Origin of the sequence: Cryobacterium sp. MP_M3 (assembly GCF_015752155.1) — a bacterium.
Classification (GTDB): Bacteria; Actinomycetota; Actinomycetes; order Actinomycetales; family Microbacteriaceae; genus Cryobacterium.
The window spans coordinates 41,063-58,796 of the sequence record NZ_JADOVI010000002.1 but is presented as its reverse complement, the minus strand read 5'-3'; the positions used below and the strand labels follow the sequence as shown (position 1 = coordinate 58,796).

Annotated in this window: 19 protein-coding genes; 8 read left to right on the top strand and 11 right to left on the bottom strand. The window is 69.5% G+C overall.

Annotation, left to right across the window (positions count from 1 at the left end; all coding sequences use genetic code 11):
• The first annotated feature begins 77 nt into the window (after positions 1-77).
• The 5 genes from xseA (at position 78) to IWX89_RS03420 (ending at position 4,386) form a co-directional block, all read left to right on the top strand.
• Positions 78-1,331, top strand: coding sequence for an exodeoxyribonuclease VII large subunit (gene xseA / locus IWX89_RS03440; protein ID WP_196902193.1), 1,254 nt, complete (start codon positions 78-80; stop codon positions 1,329-1,331).
• Between the two features lies 1 nt (position 1,332).
• Entirely contained in the window at positions 1,333-1,575 is a 243-nt protein-coding gene (locus IWX89_RS03435) for an exodeoxyribonuclease VII small subunit (RefSeq protein ID WP_196902192.1), read from the top strand.
• Entirely contained in the window at positions 1,572-2,237 is a 666-nt protein-coding gene (locus IWX89_RS03430) for a DUF4245 domain-containing protein (protein WP_196902191.1), read from the top strand. The genes IWX89_RS03435 and IWX89_RS03430 overlap by 4 nt, the downstream gene beginning before the upstream one ends.
• Positions 2,237-2,890: a carbonic anhydrase gene (locus tag IWX89_RS03425; RefSeq protein ID WP_196902190.1), complete on the top strand. Its 654-nt coding sequence runs from the start codon at positions 2,237-2,239 to the stop codon at positions 2,888-2,890. Before IWX89_RS03430 ends, IWX89_RS03425 begins: the two co-directional genes overlap by 1 nt.
• Before the next feature lie 80 nt (positions 2,891-2,970).
• A complete protein-coding gene (locus IWX89_RS03420; protein WP_196902189.1) occupies positions 2,971-4,386 on the top strand; it encodes an aspartate ammonia-lyase in 1,416 nt (471 codons plus the stop codon).
• Between the two features lie 83 nt (positions 4,387-4,469).
• Here IWX89_RS03420 and IWX89_RS03415 read toward each other — a convergent pair whose 3' ends face one another.
• The 3 genes from IWX89_RS03415 to IWX89_RS03405 form a co-directional block, all read right to left on the bottom strand.
• A complete protein-coding gene (locus IWX89_RS03415) occupies positions 4,470-5,804 on the bottom strand; it encodes a PhoH family protein (protein WP_307836419.1) in 1,335 nt (444 codons plus the stop codon).
• Positions 5,805-6,038: 234 nt separating this feature from the next.
• Positions 6,039-7,160 (bottom strand): aminotransferase class V-fold PLP-dependent enzyme, encoded by a 1,122-nt coding sequence (locus IWX89_RS03410; RefSeq protein WP_196902187.1) that lies wholly within the window; start codon positions 7,158-7,160, stop codon positions 6,039-6,041.
• A 7-nt stretch (positions 7,161-7,167) separates the two neighbouring features.
• A complete protein-coding gene (locus IWX89_RS03405) occupies positions 7,168-7,953 on the bottom strand; it encodes an isoprenyl transferase (RefSeq protein WP_307836393.1) in 786 nt (261 codons plus the stop codon).
• A 69-nt stretch (positions 7,954-8,022) separates the two neighbouring features.
• On the opposite strand from IWX89_RS03405, the gene IWX89_RS03400 reads away from it, so the two are divergent.
• Positions 8,023-8,724 (top strand): hemolysin III family protein, encoded by a 702-nt coding sequence (locus tag IWX89_RS03400; protein WP_196902185.1) that lies wholly within the window; start codon positions 8,023-8,025, stop codon positions 8,722-8,724.
• A gap of 26 nt (positions 8,725-8,750) precedes the next feature.
• On the opposite strand, the gene IWX89_RS03395 is transcribed toward IWX89_RS03400, so the two are convergent.
• Both IWX89_RS03395 and mca read right to left on the bottom strand, forming a co-directional pair.
• On the bottom strand, positions 8,751-9,119 hold the full coding sequence (locus IWX89_RS03395) for a hypothetical protein (protein WP_196902184.1): 369 nt from the start codon (positions 9,117-9,119) through the stop codon (positions 8,751-8,753).
• Positions 9,116-9,979 (bottom strand): mycothiol conjugate amidase Mca, encoded by an 864-nt coding sequence (gene mca / locus IWX89_RS03390; RefSeq protein WP_196902183.1) that lies wholly within the window; start codon positions 9,977-9,979, stop codon positions 9,116-9,118. The genes IWX89_RS03395 and mca overlap by 4 nt, the downstream gene beginning before the upstream one ends.
• Positions 9,980-10,048: 69 nt before the next feature.
• On the opposite strand from mca, the gene IWX89_RS03385 reads away from it, so the two are divergent.
• Both IWX89_RS03385 and greA read left to right on the top strand, forming a co-directional pair.
• Positions 10,049-10,450, top strand: a complete 402-nt coding sequence (locus tag IWX89_RS03385; RefSeq protein ID WP_196902182.1) for a DUF4307 domain-containing protein — start codon at positions 10,049-10,051, stop codon at positions 10,448-10,450.
• Positions 10,451-10,556: 106 nt separating this feature from the next.
• Positions 10,557-11,048: a transcription elongation factor GreA gene (gene greA, locus IWX89_RS03380; protein ID WP_196902181.1), complete on the top strand. Its 492-nt coding sequence runs from the start codon at positions 10,557-10,559 to the stop codon at positions 11,046-11,048.
• Between the two features lie 69 nt (positions 11,049-11,117).
• On the opposite strand, the gene ilvA is transcribed toward greA, so the two are convergent.
• The 6 genes from ilvA to IWX89_RS03350 are packed head-to-tail and all read right to left on the bottom strand — an operon-like array spanning position 11,118 to position 17,608.
• Entirely contained in the window at positions 11,118-12,353 is a 1,236-nt protein-coding gene (ilvA, locus tag IWX89_RS03375; RefSeq protein WP_196902180.1) for a threonine ammonia-lyase, read from the bottom strand.
• Positions 12,346-13,578: an AI-2E family transporter gene (locus IWX89_RS03370; protein ID WP_196902179.1), complete on the bottom strand. Its 1,233-nt coding sequence runs from the start codon at positions 13,576-13,578 to the stop codon at positions 12,346-12,348. Before IWX89_RS03370 ends, ilvA begins: the two co-directional genes overlap by 8 nt.
• Before the next feature lie 44 nt (positions 13,579-13,622).
• The gene (locus IWX89_RS03365; protein ID WP_196902178.1) at positions 13,623-14,744 is read right to left on the bottom strand and encodes an ABC transporter ATP-binding protein; all 1,122 of its coding nucleotides are present in this window, start codon (positions 14,742-14,744) and stop codon (positions 13,623-13,625) included.
• Positions 14,741-15,631, bottom strand: coding sequence for an ABC transporter permease (locus tag IWX89_RS03360; protein ID WP_374220480.1), 891 nt, complete (start codon positions 15,629-15,631; stop codon positions 14,741-14,743). Before IWX89_RS03360 ends, IWX89_RS03365 begins: the two co-directional genes overlap by 4 nt.
• Entirely contained in the window at positions 15,628-16,491 is an 864-nt protein-coding gene (locus tag IWX89_RS03355) for an ABC transporter permease subunit (protein ID WP_231382878.1), read from the bottom strand. Before IWX89_RS03355 ends, IWX89_RS03360 begins: the two co-directional genes overlap by 4 nt.
• On the bottom strand, positions 16,478-17,608 hold the full coding sequence (locus IWX89_RS03350; RefSeq protein ID WP_231382858.1) for an ABC transporter substrate-binding protein: 1,131 nt from the start codon (positions 17,606-17,608) through the stop codon (positions 16,478-16,480). Before IWX89_RS03350 ends, IWX89_RS03355 begins: the two co-directional genes overlap by 14 nt.
• Between the last annotated feature and the right edge of the window lie 126 nt (positions 17,609-17,734).

Genomic DNA, 17,734 nt, shown 5'->3' with positions numbered 1-17,734 from the left:
TTACGGGCGAATCCATACTAATAGTCACGCTGCCAGTCTAAGCGTGCAGCGCTGACGCGCTGTGGGAGGAACGATCGATGCAGGATGCACCCCCCACCGTCGAGACCCCGTGGCCGGTCGCACTGCTGGCGAACAAGATCCGCGGCTACATCGAACGGCTCGGCACCGCCTGGGTCGAGGGCGAGATCACCCAGTGGGGCGTCAGCGGCGGGAACGTCTACGGCAAGCTCAAGGACCTGACCGAGGACGCCACCGTCGGCTTCACCGTGTGGTCCTCCGTGAAGGCCCGGCTCACCGACGAGTTCAAGCAGGGCGACCGAGTGATCGCCCTGGTCAAACCCAACTACTGGGTCAAGGGCGGCACGCTCACGATGCAGGTGTTCGAGCTGCGCCACGTGGGCCTCGGCGACATGCTCGAACGGCTCGAGCGGCTGCGCAAGCAGCTGGCCGGGGAGGGCCTGTTCGACGCCTCCCGCAAGGTGCCGCTCCCGTTCCTCCCCCATTGCATCGGCCTGGTCACCAGCAAGGACTCCGACGCGGAGAAGGACGTCATCCGCAACGCCCAGTTGCGCTGGCCGGCCGTGAACTTCCGCATCCACTACGCGGCCATGCAGGGCGACCGGATGGTGAACGAGGTGACCGCGGCCATCCAGGCCCTCGACGCCGACCCTGAGGTCGATGTGATCATCGTGGCCCGCGGCGGCGGCGACTTCCAGAACCTGCTCGGCTTCAACGACGAGAAGGTGCTCCGGGCGGCGGCGGCCTGCGCGACCCCCCTGGTCAGCGCGATCGGCCACGAGGCCGACCGGCCGCTGCTCGACGAGGTCGCCGACCTGCGCGCGTCGACGCCGACGGATGCCGCCAAGCGCGTCGTGCCCGACGTCTCCGACGAGCTCAACCGGGTGCAGCAGGCCCGCGCCCGGATCAGCACCCGCCTGACCGGAATCGTCGCCACCGAGATCGACCGGATCGGCCAGCTCCGTTCCCGCCCCGTGCTCAGCTCCCGGGACTGGATCATCGACTCCCGCGCCGAAGACCTCACCCGCTATGTCGCCCGCGGCACCGAACTCGTCGACCGGGTGGTGGAGCGCGCCGCCGCCGCCATCGTCGACCTGCGCTCCCAGCTGCGCACCCTCTCCCCCCAGGGCACGCTCGACCGCGGGTACGCCATCGTGCAGCTCCCCGACGGCCACGTGCTTCGCCGCCCCGACCAGGCCCCGGACGCCACGAGACTCCTGATCACCCTCGCCGACGGCACCGTGTCGGCCACCGCAGACGACAGCGCGGCCGACACCGCCGGCGACACCGCCGACCTGATCGCGTCGAAATAGAATGGATGCCATGACCTCGCCCGCAGACGACCTTTCCGCGCTGAGCTACGAACAGGCCCGGGACGAACTCGTGCGCGTCGTGAACGCCCTCGAGCAGGGATCCTCGACCCTGGAGGAGTCGCTCGCGCTCTGGGAACGCGGCGAAGCACTGGCCCGACGCTGCGAGGAGTGGCTGATCGGCGCGAAGGCGAGGCTGGACGCCGCGCGCGCCGGCCAGGCCGACACCGCCGCATCCGCCGGATGAGTCCCGCCAAACGGGCACCCCGCGTCGTCGCCGAACTCGGCCGCCCGGAGACCCCCGAGGAGACGAGGACCCGGCTGGCCGAGAACTCCCGCAACTACCGGGCCCGGAAAACCGTGAACAACCTGGTGCTGTCGCTGCTGGTGACCGTCGGCGCCGTGCTCGTGCTGGTGCTGCTCGTGCCGCGCAGCGAGGCCCCGCTGGACCGCCCGGTCGACTTCGCCACGGTGGCCGCGCAGGTGCAGACCGGGATCGACGAACCACTGCTGGTGCCCGATCTCCCCACCGGGTGGCGGGCCAACGCCGCGCAGTGGCGCCTCGGCGGCTCGGACAAGATCCCGTCCTGGTACATCGGCCTGCTCACGCCCGGAAACGAGTTCATCGGGCTCACCCAGGGTCTCGGCGCGAACCCGTCCTGGGTCGCCGCACAGTTGAAGAACGCCCCGGCCGGCGACACCGTCACCATCGACGGCGTCACCTGGGACGTCTACCGCAACACGGCCCCGGAGAAAGACCGCGGCAACTTCGACTACGCCCTGGTCACGGAGGCCGGAACAAGCACCTACCTCCTCGTCGGAACGGCGACGGAGGCCGAATTCGCCGAGCTCGCCGCAGTGCTCGCCGACCAGATCACGGCCAATGCCACCACCACCGGAGGAAAATGATGACCGGAAACGACGACAACGCATCCACCCCGGCGAGGGTCTGGAACGAGCTCCAGCGCGGGAACGAGCGCTTCGTCAACGGTGAGCCGCTGCATCCGCGACAGGACGTGGACCGGCGGGCCGAGATCGCCTTCGTGCAGACCCCCGACGCGGCCCTCTTCGGCTGCAGCGACTCGCGCCTGGCCGCGGAGATCATCTTCGACAAGGGCCTCGGCGACCTGTTCGTGGTGCGCAACGCCGGCCAGGTCATTTCGGACTCGGTTCTCGGTTCGCTCGAATATGCCGTCGCGGTGCTGCAGGTGCCGCTCATCCTCGTGCTCGGCCACGACGGGTGCGGTGCCGTGCGCGCCGCCATCGACTCCCAGGCGCCCGACGCCCAGCCGTTGCCCGTGCACATCGCGAAGATCATCGAGAAGATCGTGCCGGCGGTGCGCCGGGTGAGCGGGGCGACGGATGCGACTCCAATCGACCCGCACAGCGTCGACGCCCTCGCCGTCGGCCGGGAACACCTGCGCGACACGGTCGCCGAGCTCCTCGAACGTTCAGAGATGATCAGCGCCGCCGTCGCAGAAGGTACATTGGCTATCGTCGGGGCGAACTACCGGCTGCTCGAGGGCCGGGCCGTGCCCGACATCGTCGTCGGCGTGGTCTGATCCGCCTGCCCAGCCGCGGGTGACCTGCCGCGACTCCTTTTCCCAGCTCCCCGTCTCACAATCGAAAGGTAATACACACCGTGGTGGACAAGACCGCTGAAGCCGGCTTCCGGATCGAACACGACACGATGGGCGAGGTGCGGGTCCCTGCGTCCGCCCTCTACGGCGCCCAGACCCAGCGCGCCGTCGAGAACTTCCCGATCTCGGGCTCCGTGCTGGAGCCCGCGCAGATCGCGGCCCTCGCCCGGATCAAGAAGTCCGCGGCCCTGGCCAATGCGCGCCTGGGCGTGCTCGACCAGGACATCGCCGACGCGATCGCCGCCGCCGCCGACGAGGTCATCACCGGCCGCTACGACGGCGAGTTCCCGATCGACGTGTACCAGACCGGCAGCGGCACGTCCTCGAACATGAACATGAACGAGGTGCTCGCCACCCTCGCCACGCGCAGCCTGGGCCGCCCGGTGCACCCCAACGACCACGTGAACGCGTCCCAGTCCTCCAACGACGTCTTCCCCACCTCGGTGCACATCGCCGTGACGAGCGCACTGATCGACGACCTGATCCCGTCGCTGGACCACCTCGCCGTCGCCCTCGAGGAGAAAGCCGTGCTCTGGGCCGGCGCCGTCAAAGCCGGCCGCACCCACCTGATGGACGCCACCCCGGTCACCCTCGGCCAGGAATTCGGCGGCTACGCCCGCCAGATGCGGCTGGGAATCGAACGCGTGCGCACCGCACTCCCCCGCGTCGCCGAGGTCCCGCTCGGCGGCACCGCCGTCGGCACCGGCATCAACACGCCGGCCGGGTTCCCGCAGCTCGTGATCGAGCTCCTCGTCGAGGAGACCGAGCTGCCCGTGACCGAGGCCCGGGACCACTTCGAGGCGCAGGCGAACCGCGACGGCCTCGTCGACGCATCCGGCGCCCTCCGCACGATCGCGGTCAGCCTCACCAAGGTCTGCAACGACCTGCGCTGGATGGGCTCCGGACCCAACACAGGCTTCGGCGAACTGCACATCCCCGACCTGCAGCCCGGCTCCTCGATCATGCCGGGCAAGGTGAACCCGGTCATCCCCGAGGCCGTGCTCATGGTCTGCTCGCGGGTCATCGGCAACGACGCCACCATCGCGTGGTCCGGCGCGTCGGGCTCGTTCGAGCTGAACGTGGCCATCCCCGTGATGGGCACGGCACTGCTCGAGTCGATCCGCCTGCTCTCCAACGCGACCCGCGTGCTGGCCGACAAGACCATCGACGGCCTCACCGCGAACCTCGAGCGCGCCCGCGCCCTGGCCGAGTCGTCGCCCGCGATCGTCACCCCGCTCAACCGGGTGATCGGCTACGAGGCAGCCGCGAAGGTCGCCAAGCACTCCGTGGCACAGGGGATGACGGTGCGCGAGTCGGTCATCGACCTCGGCTTCGTCGACCGCGGCGAGGTCACCCTCGAGCAGCTCGACACGGCGCTCGACGTGCTCAGCATGACCCGTCCGCCCCAGGCCCGGTAGCCGCCCGGCCTGCGACTCCGACGGAGATTCCGGCTGAACGCATGTGTCAGCAGAATCTCCGTCGAAGTCGACGGGCGCGGTCCTCAGGCGGGTTCGTTGCCCTCGAGCATCTCCGTGACGAGCGCGGCGATCGCGCTGCGCTCCGACCGGGTGAGCGTCATGTGTGCGAACAGCGGATGCCCCTTCAACGTCTCGATCACCGAGGCCACCCCGTCGAAGCGGCCGACCCGGAGGTTGTCCCGCTGGGCGACGTCGTGGGTGAGCACGACCCGGGAGTTCTGCCCGATCCGGCTGAGCACCGTGAGCAGCACGTTCCGCTCCAGGGACTGCGCCTCGTCGACGATCACGAACGCGTCATGCAGCGAACGGCCGCGGATGTGCGTGAGCGGCAGCACCTCGAGGATGCCGCGGTCGAGGACCTCCTCGAGCACGTTCTCCGAGACGATGGCCCCGAGCGTGTCGAAGACCGCCTGAGCCCACGGGCTCATCTTCTCGTTCGCGTCGCCGGGAAGGTAACCCAGCTCCTGCCCGCCGACCGCGTAGAGCGGCCGGAAGACCATGATCTTGCGGTGCTGCTGGCGCTCCAGCACGGCCTCGAGGCCCGCGCACAGGGCGAGCGCCGACTTACCCGTACCGGCTCGCCCCCCGAGCGACAGGATGCCGATCTCCGGGTCGAGCAGCAGGTCGATGGCCAGGCGCTGCTCGGCCGACCGGCCCTTCAGCCCGAAGACGTCCCGGTCGCCGCGCACGAGCTTCATCTCACCCTTGCCGGTGACCCGCCCGAGGGCGGAGCCACGGTCGGAGTGGATGACCAGGCCCGTGTTGACGGGCATGTCCTGCACGAGCCGGGTGTGCATGACCTCGTTCTCGTACAGTTCGTTGATCTGGTTGGAACCGAGGGTGATCTCGTCCATCCCTGTCCAGCCGGAGTCGACCGCGAGCTCGTGCCGGTACTCGTCGGCGAGGAGTCCGATCGACGCCGCCTTGACCCGCAGCGGGAGGTCCTTGGAGACGACGGTCACGTTGAGCCCGTCGTTGGCGAGGTTCATCGCCACGGCCAGGATGCGCGAGTCGTTGTCGCCGAGCTGCAGCCCGGACGGGAGCACCGACATGTTGGAGTGGTTCAGTTCCACCCGCAGGCTGCCGCCCTCACCGACCGGGATCGGGAAGTCGAGTCGTTCGTGCTTGACCCGCAGCTCATCGAGGAGCCGCAGGGCCTGGCGGGCGAAATACCCGATCTCCGGGTCGTTGCGCTTGGACTCGAGTTCCGCGATCACGACGACGGGGAGCACGACCGCGTGCTCCGCGAAACGGAAGATCGCCTTGGGATCGGACAGGAGGACGGAGGTGTCAAGCACGTACGTGCACTCGGCTTGGTCTGCCCCGGTGATGCTTCGGTGCGAACCTTTTTGGTCGATCTGATTAGCGGTCACAACCACTCCCACCCCGGCCTCGAAAGGCGCGGATTGTGTTTGCGAGCTGGCCACTAAGGTCTCGAGCCGTACTTATGTGGCCGTCTCGACCAGGCGCTATACCTGATGGATGTGACGCTACTTTCCGAAGGGTTCCAGGGGAAGTCCGACACGCCCATTGATATCAGACGTTAATCAATCCGTCACCGGGTCGTCGGCGTTCCCCACGAAAACGCCGGTTCAGTAGATCGCCGCGGTGGCATACGACGTGAACGCCCCTCGGAGCATGTCGACCGTGTCGACCGAGAGCACGGCGTGGGCGCAGAGCCGCACCGTTCCGCCCCGGGTGGTGGCCGTCACCCCGTGGTTGTGCAGGGCCGCGGTCAGCACGGTCAGCTGGGCCTTGGGCGGTTCGAGCACCACGATGCCGGCCCGTTCCCGCTCGTCCCGTGAGGAGACGACCGGGATTGCGAACTCGTCGGCCAGGTCGATCAGCTCCGACACGTTCACGGCGACCGCGGCCTCGATCCGGCCGATACCGACCTGGGCGACGTCGTCGAGGGCGGCGGCGAACCTCGCCTGGGCGATCGGGTCTCCATTGCTCACCCGGAATGCGTTGGCGCTCCGGCTCGGCGGCAGCACCTCATCCCACGGCTCGGCGGTGTCGGTGCCGGCGAAACCGGAGAAGACCGGCACCAGCCGCTCCACCGCCCGGTCGCTCAGGGCGAGGAACCCGGTGCCCCAGCCTGCCCTGGTCCATTTCTGGCCCCCGGAGGCGACGACATCCGCCACCTCGTAGGGGGCGTCGACGATCCCGAAGCCCTGGATGGCGTCGACGATCAGCAGACGGTCACCGATGACCTGGCGGATGCCGTCGAGGTCGGCCCGGTGACCCGTGCGGGAGTCGACCAGGCAGACCGCGACGGCGACGGTGGCCGGGGTGAGCTGCTCCCTGATCTCGCCGGGCGTGACCCTGCCGTGCTCGGTCGCCAGCCAGACCGGCTCGACCACGCGCAGGGCCTCGGCGGCCCGCACGGCGGCGAAGGGAACGGTCGGGAAGTCGTTTGGCGACAGGAGCACCGCACCGGTCAGGCCGAACATGGCCTGCATGATCCCGGTGGTGGTGTTCGGCTCGCAGACGACCTGGTCGGCACGGAATCCCGTGGCCTGCGCGACCGCGGTGCGCAGCCGTTCGTCCTGCTCATGCAGGTGCGCGAGGCTGCCGTAGCGGACGCGGGAGAGCACCTCGCTCTGGCCGAGGGTCTCGGCGACGACCGACGCGGACATCGGCCCGACCCGGGCGTAGTCGAGGTAGCCGGGCTCCTCGAGGAAGCCCTCCGCGAACCGGTCGATGGCGTCCATCGGTCTCCTACCCGCCGAATCGGCGCTGGCGTTTGGCGAAGTCGCGGAGAGCCCGCAGGAAGTCCACCTGGCGGAGGTCGGGGCCGAGGGCCTCGACGAAGTAGAACTCGCTGTGCGCGCTCTGCCAGAGCATGAAGTCGCTGATCCGCTGCTCCCCCGAGGTGCGGATGACCAGGTCGGGGTCGGGCTGGCCGCCGGTATAGAGGTGCGCGCCGATCAGGTCGGGCGTGAGCGTCTCGGCAAGGTCGGAGAGCGTGCCGCCGTTCTCGAGGTGCGCGCCGACGATGCTGCGCATCGCGTCGGTGATCTCCGTGCGTCCGCCGTAGCCGACGGCGAGGTTGATGTGCAGGCCCTTCTTCCGGGCGGTTCGCGCCTCCGCGGCGTCGAGCGCCGCGACGAGGGCGTCGGGCAGCCCGGCCTTGGAACCGACCTGCTGCACCCGCCAGTCCCGGTAGCGGGAGAGTTCCTCGGCGAGTTTGGCGATGATCTTGGTCAGTTCGGAGAGTTCTTCGCTGCCGCGGTTGGTCAGGTTGTCCGAGGAGAGAAGGTAGAGCGTGACCACCGAGATGCCCAGGTCGTCGCACCACTTGAGGAACTCGCGCATCTTGGCGGCCCCGGCGCGGTGCCCGTGGGCGGCCGAATCGAAGCCGAGCTGCCTGGCCCACCGCCGGTTGCCGTCGATGATCATGGCCACGTGGTCCGGAAGCACATCCGGCGTCAGCCCGCGACGAAGGCGGCGCTGGTACACCCCGTAGAGGATGCCGCGCGCCCAGGGAACCTGCCGCTTCTGCACACATTCACGGTAGCCCACATTGGCGCTCGCGTGCCGCACCGGGCATGCGCCCTGTCGTATTCTGGCTGCATGGCCACCGAGGACGACATCCCCAACCTGCCGCTGCTGGAGAATGACATTCCGCACCCGGATGACGTCAAACCCACCTGGCGAGGCTGGATCCATGCCGGAACGTTCCCGGTCACGATCGTGGCCGGCATCATCCTGCTCGTGCTCGCCGACGGTGACGCGGCGAAGTGGAGTTCGTTCGTCTTCGTGCTCAGTTCGATGCTCCTGTTCGGCAACTCGGCGCTATACCACCGGTTCAACTGGAAGCCGATGACCAGGCTCGTGCTCAAGCGCATCGACCACGCCAACATCTTCCTGCTGATCGCAGGTTCATACACGCCGATCGCGGTTCTGGCCCTGCCGCCGGCCAAGTCGATCCTGCTGCTGTCCCTGGTCTGGGGTGGCGCGATCCTGGGGATCGCCTTCCGGGTGTTCTGGATCCACGCGCCGCGCTGGCTCTACGTTCCGCTCTACCTCGCCCTCGGCTGGGGCGCGCTGATGTTCATCGTCGACTTCTTCCAGGCGAACGCGGCGATGATGGCCCTGATCATGATCGGCGGCCTGTGCTACTCGGTAGGGGCCGTGGTCTACGGGATGAAGAAGCCCAACCCGGTGCCGGGCGTCTTCGGGTTCCACGAGATCTTCCACAGCCTGACCGTGGTCGCGTTCCTCTGCCACTGGGTGGCGATCCTGATCATCGCGACCCACCCGCTCTACCCCTGACGAGGGCGGCCGGTCTACTGGTTGGGCTACTGGCCGGGCGACTGGCCGGGCGACTGGCCGGGCGACTGGCCGGGCGACTGGCCGGGCGACTGGCCGGGCGACTGGCCGGGCGTCGGCTGGCTGCCGGCTTCGCCGGCGGCATCCGTTTCGCCCGACTCCTGCGCGGCGTTCGCGGCCATCTCGGCGGCGAGGCGCTCCTTGATCTGGGCACGGTAGGTGTTGCGGCGGATGCGCCGGTTCAGGTCGAACCCCAGCAGCACCACCATCGCGGCGACGAAGAAGATCGCCACGAAGCCGGCCGGCCCCGGGGTCACGGTGTCGGGGTTGAATTCGGGCGGCGGGGTGTTCGCCAGCACGAAACCCGCGACCGGCCCGGCGAGCAGGAACGCGGTCACGAGTCGTCCCGCACGCCGGCGAAGAGATCGGATTCGGGCATTTCGGTGTCAACTTTCGATTCGACGAGCTGGAAGTCCTCGTACGGCCAGGCCTTGCGGATGAGGTCGTTGGGCCAGAAGAAGAAGCTGCTGCCCGGCGCCACCTGGCTCGCGTGGGAACGGAGGGCCGCGTCCCTGGCCTCGAGGAAGTCGCCGACGGGCACGTGGGTCGTCGCCAGCTTCGGGTAGTTCTTCATCCATTCGCGTGCCTCGCCGAGCGGCTCCAACAGCGGGGACTCCGGCTCGGTGACGCTCAGTTCGAGGAACATCGCGTCGACGCGTTCGAGGTTGAAGATCCGGTCGAAGTAGAGCTTGTCGACCTGCCAGGGGGCACCGGCATCCGGGTACCTGGCCGGGTCGGCCGCAGCGCGGTAGGCCTCCATCGACACGTCGTGGCAGCGGATGTGGTCGGGGTGCGGGTAGCCGCCGTTCTCGTCGTAGGTGATGAGCACATGCGGCCGGAACTCCCGGATGACCCGAACGACGGGTTCGGCCGAGGTGTCGAGCGGGATGGCGGCGAACGAGTTGGACGGAACGGAGCCGTCGTCGTTCATTCCGGAGTCTTCATAGCCCAGCCAACGGTGCTGCACACCCAGGTGGCCCTGCGCGGCCTGCATCTCGAGCCGGCGGAGGCCGGCGAGGTCGCGCTCGGCCATGGCGTGGCCGGCCATGGCGTCGTTGAGGATGCTGCCGCGCTCGCCCCCGGTGCAGCTGAGCACCATCACCTCGGCGCCGAGGCTCCGATAGTAGGCGTAGGTTGCCGCACCCTTGCTCGACTCGTCGTCGGGATGGGCGTGCACCGCCAAGAGTCGCAGTGTCATCAAACTCCTCAGAAATGCCAGATAACCTTGAGATAAGACTAATCGTTGAACAGTGAGTGTGGAGCCGCAGTGGCCGTCAGCAGCAACCTCGACACCCGGTACGGCCGCGCCCCGAATCGGCGCATCCGTGACCGGCGACTGCTCTGGATCGGCGCCGGGACCCTCCTCACCGTGCTCGTGGTATGGGTGGCCTGGATCGGGCTGGGCGGGTCGCAGCCCCTGCTGGAGACCCGGGACATCCGGCACAGCATCATCGACGAGCACAGTGTCAGTGTCACCTTCGAAGCGTCGATCCCGGTCGGCCGGCCTGCGAGTTGCGCGGTCGAGGCGCTGAACGAGGGCTTCACCGTCGTCGGCTGGAAGGTGATCGACCTGCCGCCCAGCGAGCGGTATTCACGGGCCTTCACCGAGGTCGTGCGCACGACCGAGCAGAGCAACACCGGATTGATTTACCGGTGCTGGCTGACCTAGACTGATCACTTCGCCCTGACGTAATACGTCGGGGCGTCCGTTGTATTGCCGCAGGCAGACCCTGCGCGTCACACTCACCGCACTACGCGCACGAGGAGGAGAACCCATGACTACCCCAACAACGGTCACCTGGCTGACCCAGGAGGCCTATGACCGCCTGGCCGCCGAGCTTGAGTCCCTGAGCACCGTCGGACGGGTCGAGATCGCCAAGAAGATCGAGTCCGCGCGTGAAGAGGGCGACCTCAAGGAGAACTCCGGCTACCACGCCGCCAAGGACGAGCAGGGCAAAATGGAGGCCCGCATCCGCACCCTCGTCGTGCTGCTGCGCAACGCCGAGGTCGGCCACGCGCCCGAAAGCCAGGGCGTCGTCGAGCCGGGCACCGTCATCACCGCGACGATCGCGGGCGATGAGACGCGATTCCTGATCGGCAGCCGTGAGATCGCCGGAGGCAGCGACCTCGACGTGTTCAGCGAGCAGAGCCCGCTCGGCTCCGCCATCCTCGGCCTGAAGGTCGGGGCGAAGACGTCGTACACCACGCCCGGCGGCAAGGACATCGCCGTCGAGATCCTTCTCGTCGAGACCTGGGCCGGAAACTAACCGGCCGAGCGGGCGGGGGCTCGTCAGGCTCGACCACCGACGGCGGTGCTCGAGCCGACGTAGACCGGACTAGTCGATCTGCGGGTCGTAGCCGGCCGAGCGAAGCACGTCAACGACGTGCTGGCGGTGGTCGGGTCCGCGCGTTTCGACGCTGATGTTCAACTCGACCTCGCTGATCTGCAGGCCGACCCCGTGCCGGGTGTGCAGCACCTCGATCACATTGGCGTGCGCCTCCGCCAGCAGCTCCGAGATGCGGGCAAGCTGACCCGGGCGGTCGGGCAGCATGATCCGCAGGGTGAGATACCGACCGGATGCCGCGAGGCCGTGGCTGATCACGCGCTGCATCAGCAGCGGGTCGATGTTGCCGCCGCTGAGGATCGCGACGGTGGGCCCGGCCGCGGTGATCTTCCCGGCCAGGATCGCCGCCACGGCGACCGCCCCGGCGGGTTCGACCACGAGCTTGGCGCGCTCGAGCAGCACGAGCAGCGCGCGGGCGGTGTCGTCCTCGGTGACCGTGACGACCTCGTCGACCACGTCGCGCACGATCTGGAAGTTGAGCAGGCCCGGCTTGGCGACCGCGATGCCGTCGGCGATCGTCGGCGAGATCACGATCTCGGTGGCCACGCCCGCGGCCAGGGACGGCGGGTAGGCAGCGGCGTTCTCCGCTTGCACGCCGATCACCCGGATCGTGCGCCCCTCCCGGGCGGCGCGCTGTTTGAGCGCGCTCGCGACGCCGGAGATCAGGCCCCCGCCGCCGATGGGCACGATGACCGTGTCGAGGGCCGGAACCTGGTCGAGGATCTCCAGGCCCAGCGTGCCCTGGCCGGTGACGACATCCGGGTGGTCGAACGGCGGGATCAGGATCGCGCCGGTCTCGATGGCGTAGGCCGCGGCAGCCAGGAGCGGCTCGGCGACCGTGTTCCCGCGCAGGATGACGTGCGCCCCGTAGTCGCGGGTGGCCTGGAGCTTGGGCAGCGCAACGCCGACGGGCATGAAGATGGTGGCCTTGATGCCCAGTTCACGGGCGGCGAAGGCGACCCCCTGGGCGTGGTTGCCGGCCGAGGCCGCGACGACGCCGTGGCTCTTCTCCTCGTCGGTCAGCTGGGAGAGCCGATTGTAGGCGCCGCGGATCTTGTACGACCCGGTGCGCTGCAGGTTCTCGCACTTGAGGTGCACGGGCGAGCCGAGCAGTTCGCTGAGATAGCGGGAGCTCTCCATCGGGGTGACCCGGGCGACCGTGGCGACGACACCGCGAGCGGCCTCGAAGTCGGCCAGGGTGGGGCCGACGAGGGAAACGTTACTCATGGGCGGCACTCTCGTTCGGGCGGAAGCCGGGGCGGCTTTGCGGCACGGTCTGCCAGAGCGGGGAGCTGATGGCGGGCACCGTGTCCGCGGGCACGGCACGCCAGGTGCCGCGGTGGATGAAGTTGATCATGACGTTCAGCACCGCCGCGATCGGCACGGCGAACAGGGCGCCCGGGATGCCGGCGAGCAGCGACCCTGCCGCCACGACGAGGACCACGCCGAGCGGGTGCACCTTGACGGCCGTGCCCATGATCAGCGGCTGGAGCACGTGGCCTTCGATCTGCTGCACGAGCAGCACGACGCCGAGCATGGCCAGCGCGATCGGCCAGGAGTTGAAGAGCAGGGCGATGACCACGGCCACCGCGCCGGTCGCGACGGCGCCGACGATCGGGATGAACGAACCGAGGAAGACCAGCACGCCGATCGGCACCGCGAGCGGCACCCCGAGCAGCGCGGCCCCGACGCCGATGCCGACGGCGTCGATCGAGGCGACGAGGATCTGCACCTTGGCGAAGTTGCCCAGGGTCTCCCAGCCGGCCTTGCCGGCCCCGGCGACGGCGGCGCGGGCGCGACGCGGGAAGATCCGCACGATCCAGGCCCAGATTCCGGCCCCGTCGATGAGGATGAACAGGAGGCTGAACAGGGTCAGCAGCAGCCCGGTCAGCAGGTGGCCGAGCGAGGATCCCACCGACAGCGCCCCGCTGACGAAGACCTGGCTGTCGGCCTGGATGGCCGTCCACGCCTGCTGCAGGTAGTCGTTGATCTGCGGTTCGGTCAGGTGCAGGGGCGAGGCGAGCAGGAGGTCTTTCAGCCCGGCGTAGGAGGCGGCGAGCCGGGTGCTCAGGCCGGTCGTGCCATCCGCGATCTGGGTGGCGGCCAGGGTGATCAGGCCGCCGAGCACGGCGAGGGTGCCGAGCAGGGAGAGCGCGACGGCGAGGCCCTTCGGCCACTTGTGCCGCACGAGGAACGCGACCAGCGGGACCAGGAGGGACGAGACGAGCACGGCGACGAGCAGCGGGATGACGATGAGCCGCAACTGCACCACGACGAAAAGGAAGACGGCGATCGCCGCCCCGATGGCGACGAGCCGCCACGACCACGCGCCGGCCAGGCGGATGCCGGCGGGGATGTTCTCATCGACCCCGTTCGGGATCGGTTCCAGGGCGCGCCGTTTGCGCCCGCTCAGCAGTGCGCCCCAGCCTGGCTTTCCTGTGGATTCAGTCACCGGATCATTCTAGGCAATCCCGCATTCGCCGCCGTGCATGCCCGTTACCGGGACACCGCGACCGCCTCGACCGAGACCGGGGCGCCGCAGAAGCGTAGCCGCACGCTGTCACCGGGAACGGGCTGGACCCGCACGACGTGCTGCACCGACAACTCGGCGCCGTCGGCGAGCCGCACCCGGGTGCGGCGGAGCGAGCCGTGGAAACTGGACGCGACAACGACGCCGGCCACCCCGTCGCCGGAGAATTCGAGGTCTTCCGGCCGGACCGCGACCAGCACGTCGCCGTCGGCCTGCGACGGGTCGACGAGCGGCAGCTTCGTGCCGTACAGCTCCGCGAAACCGTGGCGCACGACCCCGGCCAGCTGGTTGCTGAGGCCGACGAAGTCGGCGATGAACGGCGACGCCGGCCGGGAGTACAAGTCTTCCGGCGTGCCGACCTGCTCGATCCCGCCGTCACGCATGACCGCGACCCGGTCGGCCACGGCGAGCGCCTCGTCCTGGTCGTGCGTGACGAACAGGGTGGTGATGCCCAGCTCGGTCTGGATCCGCCGGATCTCCTCGCGCAGGCTCACCCGCACCTTGGCGTCGAGCGCGGAGAGCGGCTCGTCGAGGAGGAGCACCCTCGGTTCGGTGACCAGGGCGCGGGCCAGGGCGACCCGCTGCTGCTGGCCACCGGAGAGCTGGTGCGCGAACCGGTCGTAGTGGTCGTCGAGCCCGACGAGGGCGAGGGCGTCCCTGGCCCGGCTGCGACGGGCCGCGGCGGCGACCCCGCGCATCCGGAGGCCGAATTCAACGTTCTCCCCCGCGCTCAGGTGTGGGAAGAGCGAGTACGCCTGGAAGACCATGCCCATGTCGCGCTGGCTCGTCGGCAGCAGGGACACGTCGACGCCGTCGATCAGGATGGTGCCGGCATCCGTCGATTCGAGGCCGGCAAGAGCTCGCAGGGCCGTCGTCTTGCCGCTGCCGCTCGGACCGAGCAGCGCGACGAACTCACCGGCGTGCAGGGTGAGGTCGAATCCGTCGAGCGCCCGATGGCCGCCGAAGTGCTTGGACACTCCGGTGAACTCGACCACGGCTCCGCGCCGCCCGGCCTGCCCGGGCGGCGCGGCGTTCGGGCTCTTCGGGGCGTTGCCGGTGCCGGCTGTGGTGATGGTGTTCCGGGTCATGGCCGGCCTCCGATGGGGCGTCGTCGTCGCGGGCGGGTGCGTTCGGCGCCGAGGCGGCCGATGAGGAGCAGGAGCAGGAACGCGAAGGTCAGGGCGAGCAGGGAGAGGATCACGGCCGTGTACGGGTCGGCCTTGCTGACCACGACGAGCGCGGTCTGCAGGTTCACCCGGCTCAGCAGGGAGGCGATGGTGAACTCGCCGAGCACCACGGCGACGGCGATGAACGCCCCGGCCAGGATGCCGCGGCGCAGGTTGGGCACGAGCACCCGGAACAGCACACTCCCCCAGCCGGCGCCGAGGGTGCGGGCCGCCTCGCTGAGGGTGCGCACGTCGACGCCGTCCAGGTTCGCCTGGATCGCCCGGTAGGCGTAGGGCAGCACGGTGATGCCGTACGCGAAGGCGAGGGTCCAGACGCCGCTGCCGGCGAGCCGGGAGAGCAGCGAGTAGACCGGGGCCAGCCCGACGACGAGCACGATCGCCGGGATGCTGATCGGCAGGATGCACAAGAACTCCATCACCCGTCGCAGCCGGGGAAAACGGATGTGCACCAGCAGCAGGGTGGGCACGAGCAGCAGGAGCACGATCAGCACGGTTCCCACGGCCAGGCCGACCGAATTGCCGAGGGCGACGAGCACCTGCCGGTATTGCCCGGTCAGGCCGCCCTGGGCCAGGGCGATCCAGCGGGAGGCATCGTGCCCGCCGCCGAGGCCCTTGCGCAGGGTGAACTCGACCATGGCCACGACAGGGATGAGGAAGAACAGGCCGATCCCGCCCAGAAGCACCGCCCGCATGGTGCGCGAGGGAGCGTGGGCGACGCCGGCCCGCGCGACCGGACCCGGCCGGGCGCCGCGCCGGGTGCGGTCGCCGGCTTGCCGGACGACGGTCATCGCTGCCACCGTGCGGCGCGGGACTGCAGGGCGGAGTAGCCGGCCATCACCAGCACCATCACCAGCACCATCCCGAGCGCGAGCGCCCCGGCCAGGTTCTCCCGGCCGAGCAGGGTCTCACTGGTGAGCGCGGAGCGGATCTGCAGCGGCACGATCTGGGATCCCTGGCTGGTCAACGCCGCGGCGGTCGCGTAGGAGGAGAACGCGTTCGCGAAGAGCAGCAGGAGGCTGCCGAGGAAGGAGGGGGCGAGCACGGGGCCGGCGATCCGCAGCCAATAGGTGGTGCGGCTGCCGCCGAGGGTCGCGTTGGCCTCGGCCCAGGTCGGTTTCAGCGCCTGGAGGGCGGGCATGAAGGTGATGATCATCAACGGCACCTGGAAGTAGAGGTAGGGCAGCACCAGCCCGGGCAGCTCATAGAGCCAGACGCCGTCGGCGAAGATGTCCACCCCGAACGTGTCGCGAAGGAAGAGCGTGACCATGCCCTGGATGCCGATGGTCGCCACGAAGGCGAAGGCGAGCATGACCCCTCCGAACTGGGCGAGCACGCCGCTGAGCGAATCGACCACGGCACGGAGGGCGCCGTCGGGCCGGGCGCCGAGCAGGCCGTAGCAGGCGGTCGCTCCGACGAGGGCGCCGATCACCGAGGTGAGGGTGGAGAGGGCGAACGAGTTGCGGAAGGCATCCAGCACCACCGGGTTGCCGAGGGCGGCCACCGTGTCGAGGGTGAACGCGCCGGACTTGTCGAAGAACCCGGTGCCGACGGCGATCAGGGTCGGCACGACGAGGAAGAGGAGCACATACACCGCGAACGGCAGCAGCCCGAAGGCCGCTGCCGTTCTGCGGAGGCTACTGGACAGCAGCGGCCCACTTCGTTCCGAGCAGGGCGGCTCCGGCGGCGCTCTGCTCCTTGGTCGGGACCACGGTCTCGGCGGGGGCTTCGGGGAGGGCGCCGAGCAGTTTCGCGTCGATGGTGCCCGCGGCGGTCATCGCCTCGGCGCGGACGGGGCGTGCCCCGCCGCCGAGCCACAGGTTCTGGCCCTCGTCGCTGTAGAGGAACTCCTGCCACAGCCGGGCGGCGGCCGGGTGCGGGGCATCCTTGCTCACGGCCTGGTTGTAGTAGCCGGCGTAGCCGGTGCCGCTGAAGACGACGACCTTCCAGTTGCGCTGGCCGTCGAGCTTGGTGCCGTAGCCCACGTTGAGGTAGTCCCAGTCGAGCACGACGGGGGTCTCGCCCGAGGCGATGGTGGCCGGGGTCGGGTCGATCTTGACGAAGTTGCCGGCCGCGTTCAGCTTGCTGAAGAAGTCGATGCCGGGCTGGAAGTCATCGACCGTGCCCCCGTTCTGCACGGTCGCCATGCCGACGGCGGCGAAGGCGGCCCCGGCCTGGGTCGGGTCGCCGTTGATGGCGACCTTGCCCTTGTACTGCGCGCCGAGCAGGTCGCTCAGCTTCTTCGGCGCCGGGACGGCGTCGGGGTCGTAGCCCACGGCGAGGTATCCGCCGTAGTCGCCGGTGTAGAGTCCGCTCGCCTCCTTGAGGGCGTCGGGGATGTCGGCCCAGGTGGCCACCTGGTACGGCGCGAAGCGGTCGGTGCTGGAGAGGGCGACGGCCAGCCCCAGGTCGAAGACGTCGGGGGCGGTGTCCTGGCCCTTGAGGGTGTCGGCGGCCTGGATCTCCTCGGCGCTCGAACCGTCCGGCGAGGCCTCGTTGATCGTGATCTCGGGGTACTTCTTGGTGAACGCGTCGAGCACGGCGCCGTAGTTCGCCCAGTCGCGCGGCAGCGCGATGACGTTGAGGCTGCCCTCCGCCTTCGCGGCGGCTTCGAGGGCCGGCAGGTCGCCGAACGCGCTCAGGCTGGTGGCGGTGGCGGCGTCGGTCGTGCCGGTGCCGCTCGCTGCGGCGCCGGAGCATCCGGTGAGGCCGATCGCGAGGATGGCCGTGGCGGCCAGGGACGCGACCAGGGTGCGTGTGGTGATCAAGTTGTCCTCCGTTGGGCCAGCGACAGGCCGCATGCGTATCGACGCGCGCAGTTGTATGCCGGGTTGCTGGTCACCGCGAGACTAGGAGGCGCGGTCGACCGGCGTGCGGCACCCGCCTGAACGGCA

Excerpts from the sequence above, each read along its gene's own strand:
- xseA (WP_196902193.1), top strand. The coding sequence starts at position 78 with ATGCAGGATGCACCCCCCACCGTCGAGACCCCGTGGCCGGTCGCACTG.
- IWX89_RS03435 (WP_196902192.1), top strand. The coding sequence starts at position 1,333 with ATGGATGCCATGACCTCGCCCGCAGACGACCTTTCCGCGCTGAGCTAC.
- IWX89_RS03430 (WP_196902191.1), top strand. The coding sequence starts at position 1,572 with ATGAGTCCCGCCAAACGGGCACCCCGCGTCGTCGCCGAACTCGGCCGC.
- IWX89_RS03425 (WP_196902190.1), top strand. The coding sequence starts at position 2,237 with ATGACCGGAAACGACGACAACGCATCCACCCCGGCGAGGGTCTGGAAC.
- IWX89_RS03410 (WP_196902187.1), bottom strand. The coding sequence starts at position 7,160 with ATGGACGCCATCGACCGGTTCGCGGAGGGCTTCCTCGAGGAGCCCGGC.
- IWX89_RS03400 (WP_196902185.1), top strand. The coding sequence starts at position 8,023 with ATGGCCACCGAGGACGACATCCCCAACCTGCCGCTGCTGGAGAATGAC.
- mca (WP_196902183.1), bottom strand. The coding sequence starts at position 9,979 with ATGACACTGCGACTCTTGGCGGTGCACGCCCATCCCGACGACGAGTCG.
- greA (WP_196902181.1), top strand. The coding sequence starts at position 10,557 with ATGACTACCCCAACAACGGTCACCTGGCTGACCCAGGAGGCCTATGAC.
- ilvA (WP_196902180.1), bottom strand. The coding sequence starts at position 12,353 with ATGAGTAACGTTTCCCTCGTCGGCCCCACCCTGGCCGACTTCGAGGCC.
- IWX89_RS03365 (WP_196902178.1), bottom strand. The coding sequence starts at position 14,744 with ATGACCCGGAACACCATCACCACAGCCGGCACCGGCAACGCCCCGAAG.
- IWX89_RS03360 (WP_374220480.1), bottom strand. The coding sequence starts at position 15,631 with ATGACCGTCGTCCGGCAAGCCGGCGACCGCACCCGGCGCGGCGCCCGG.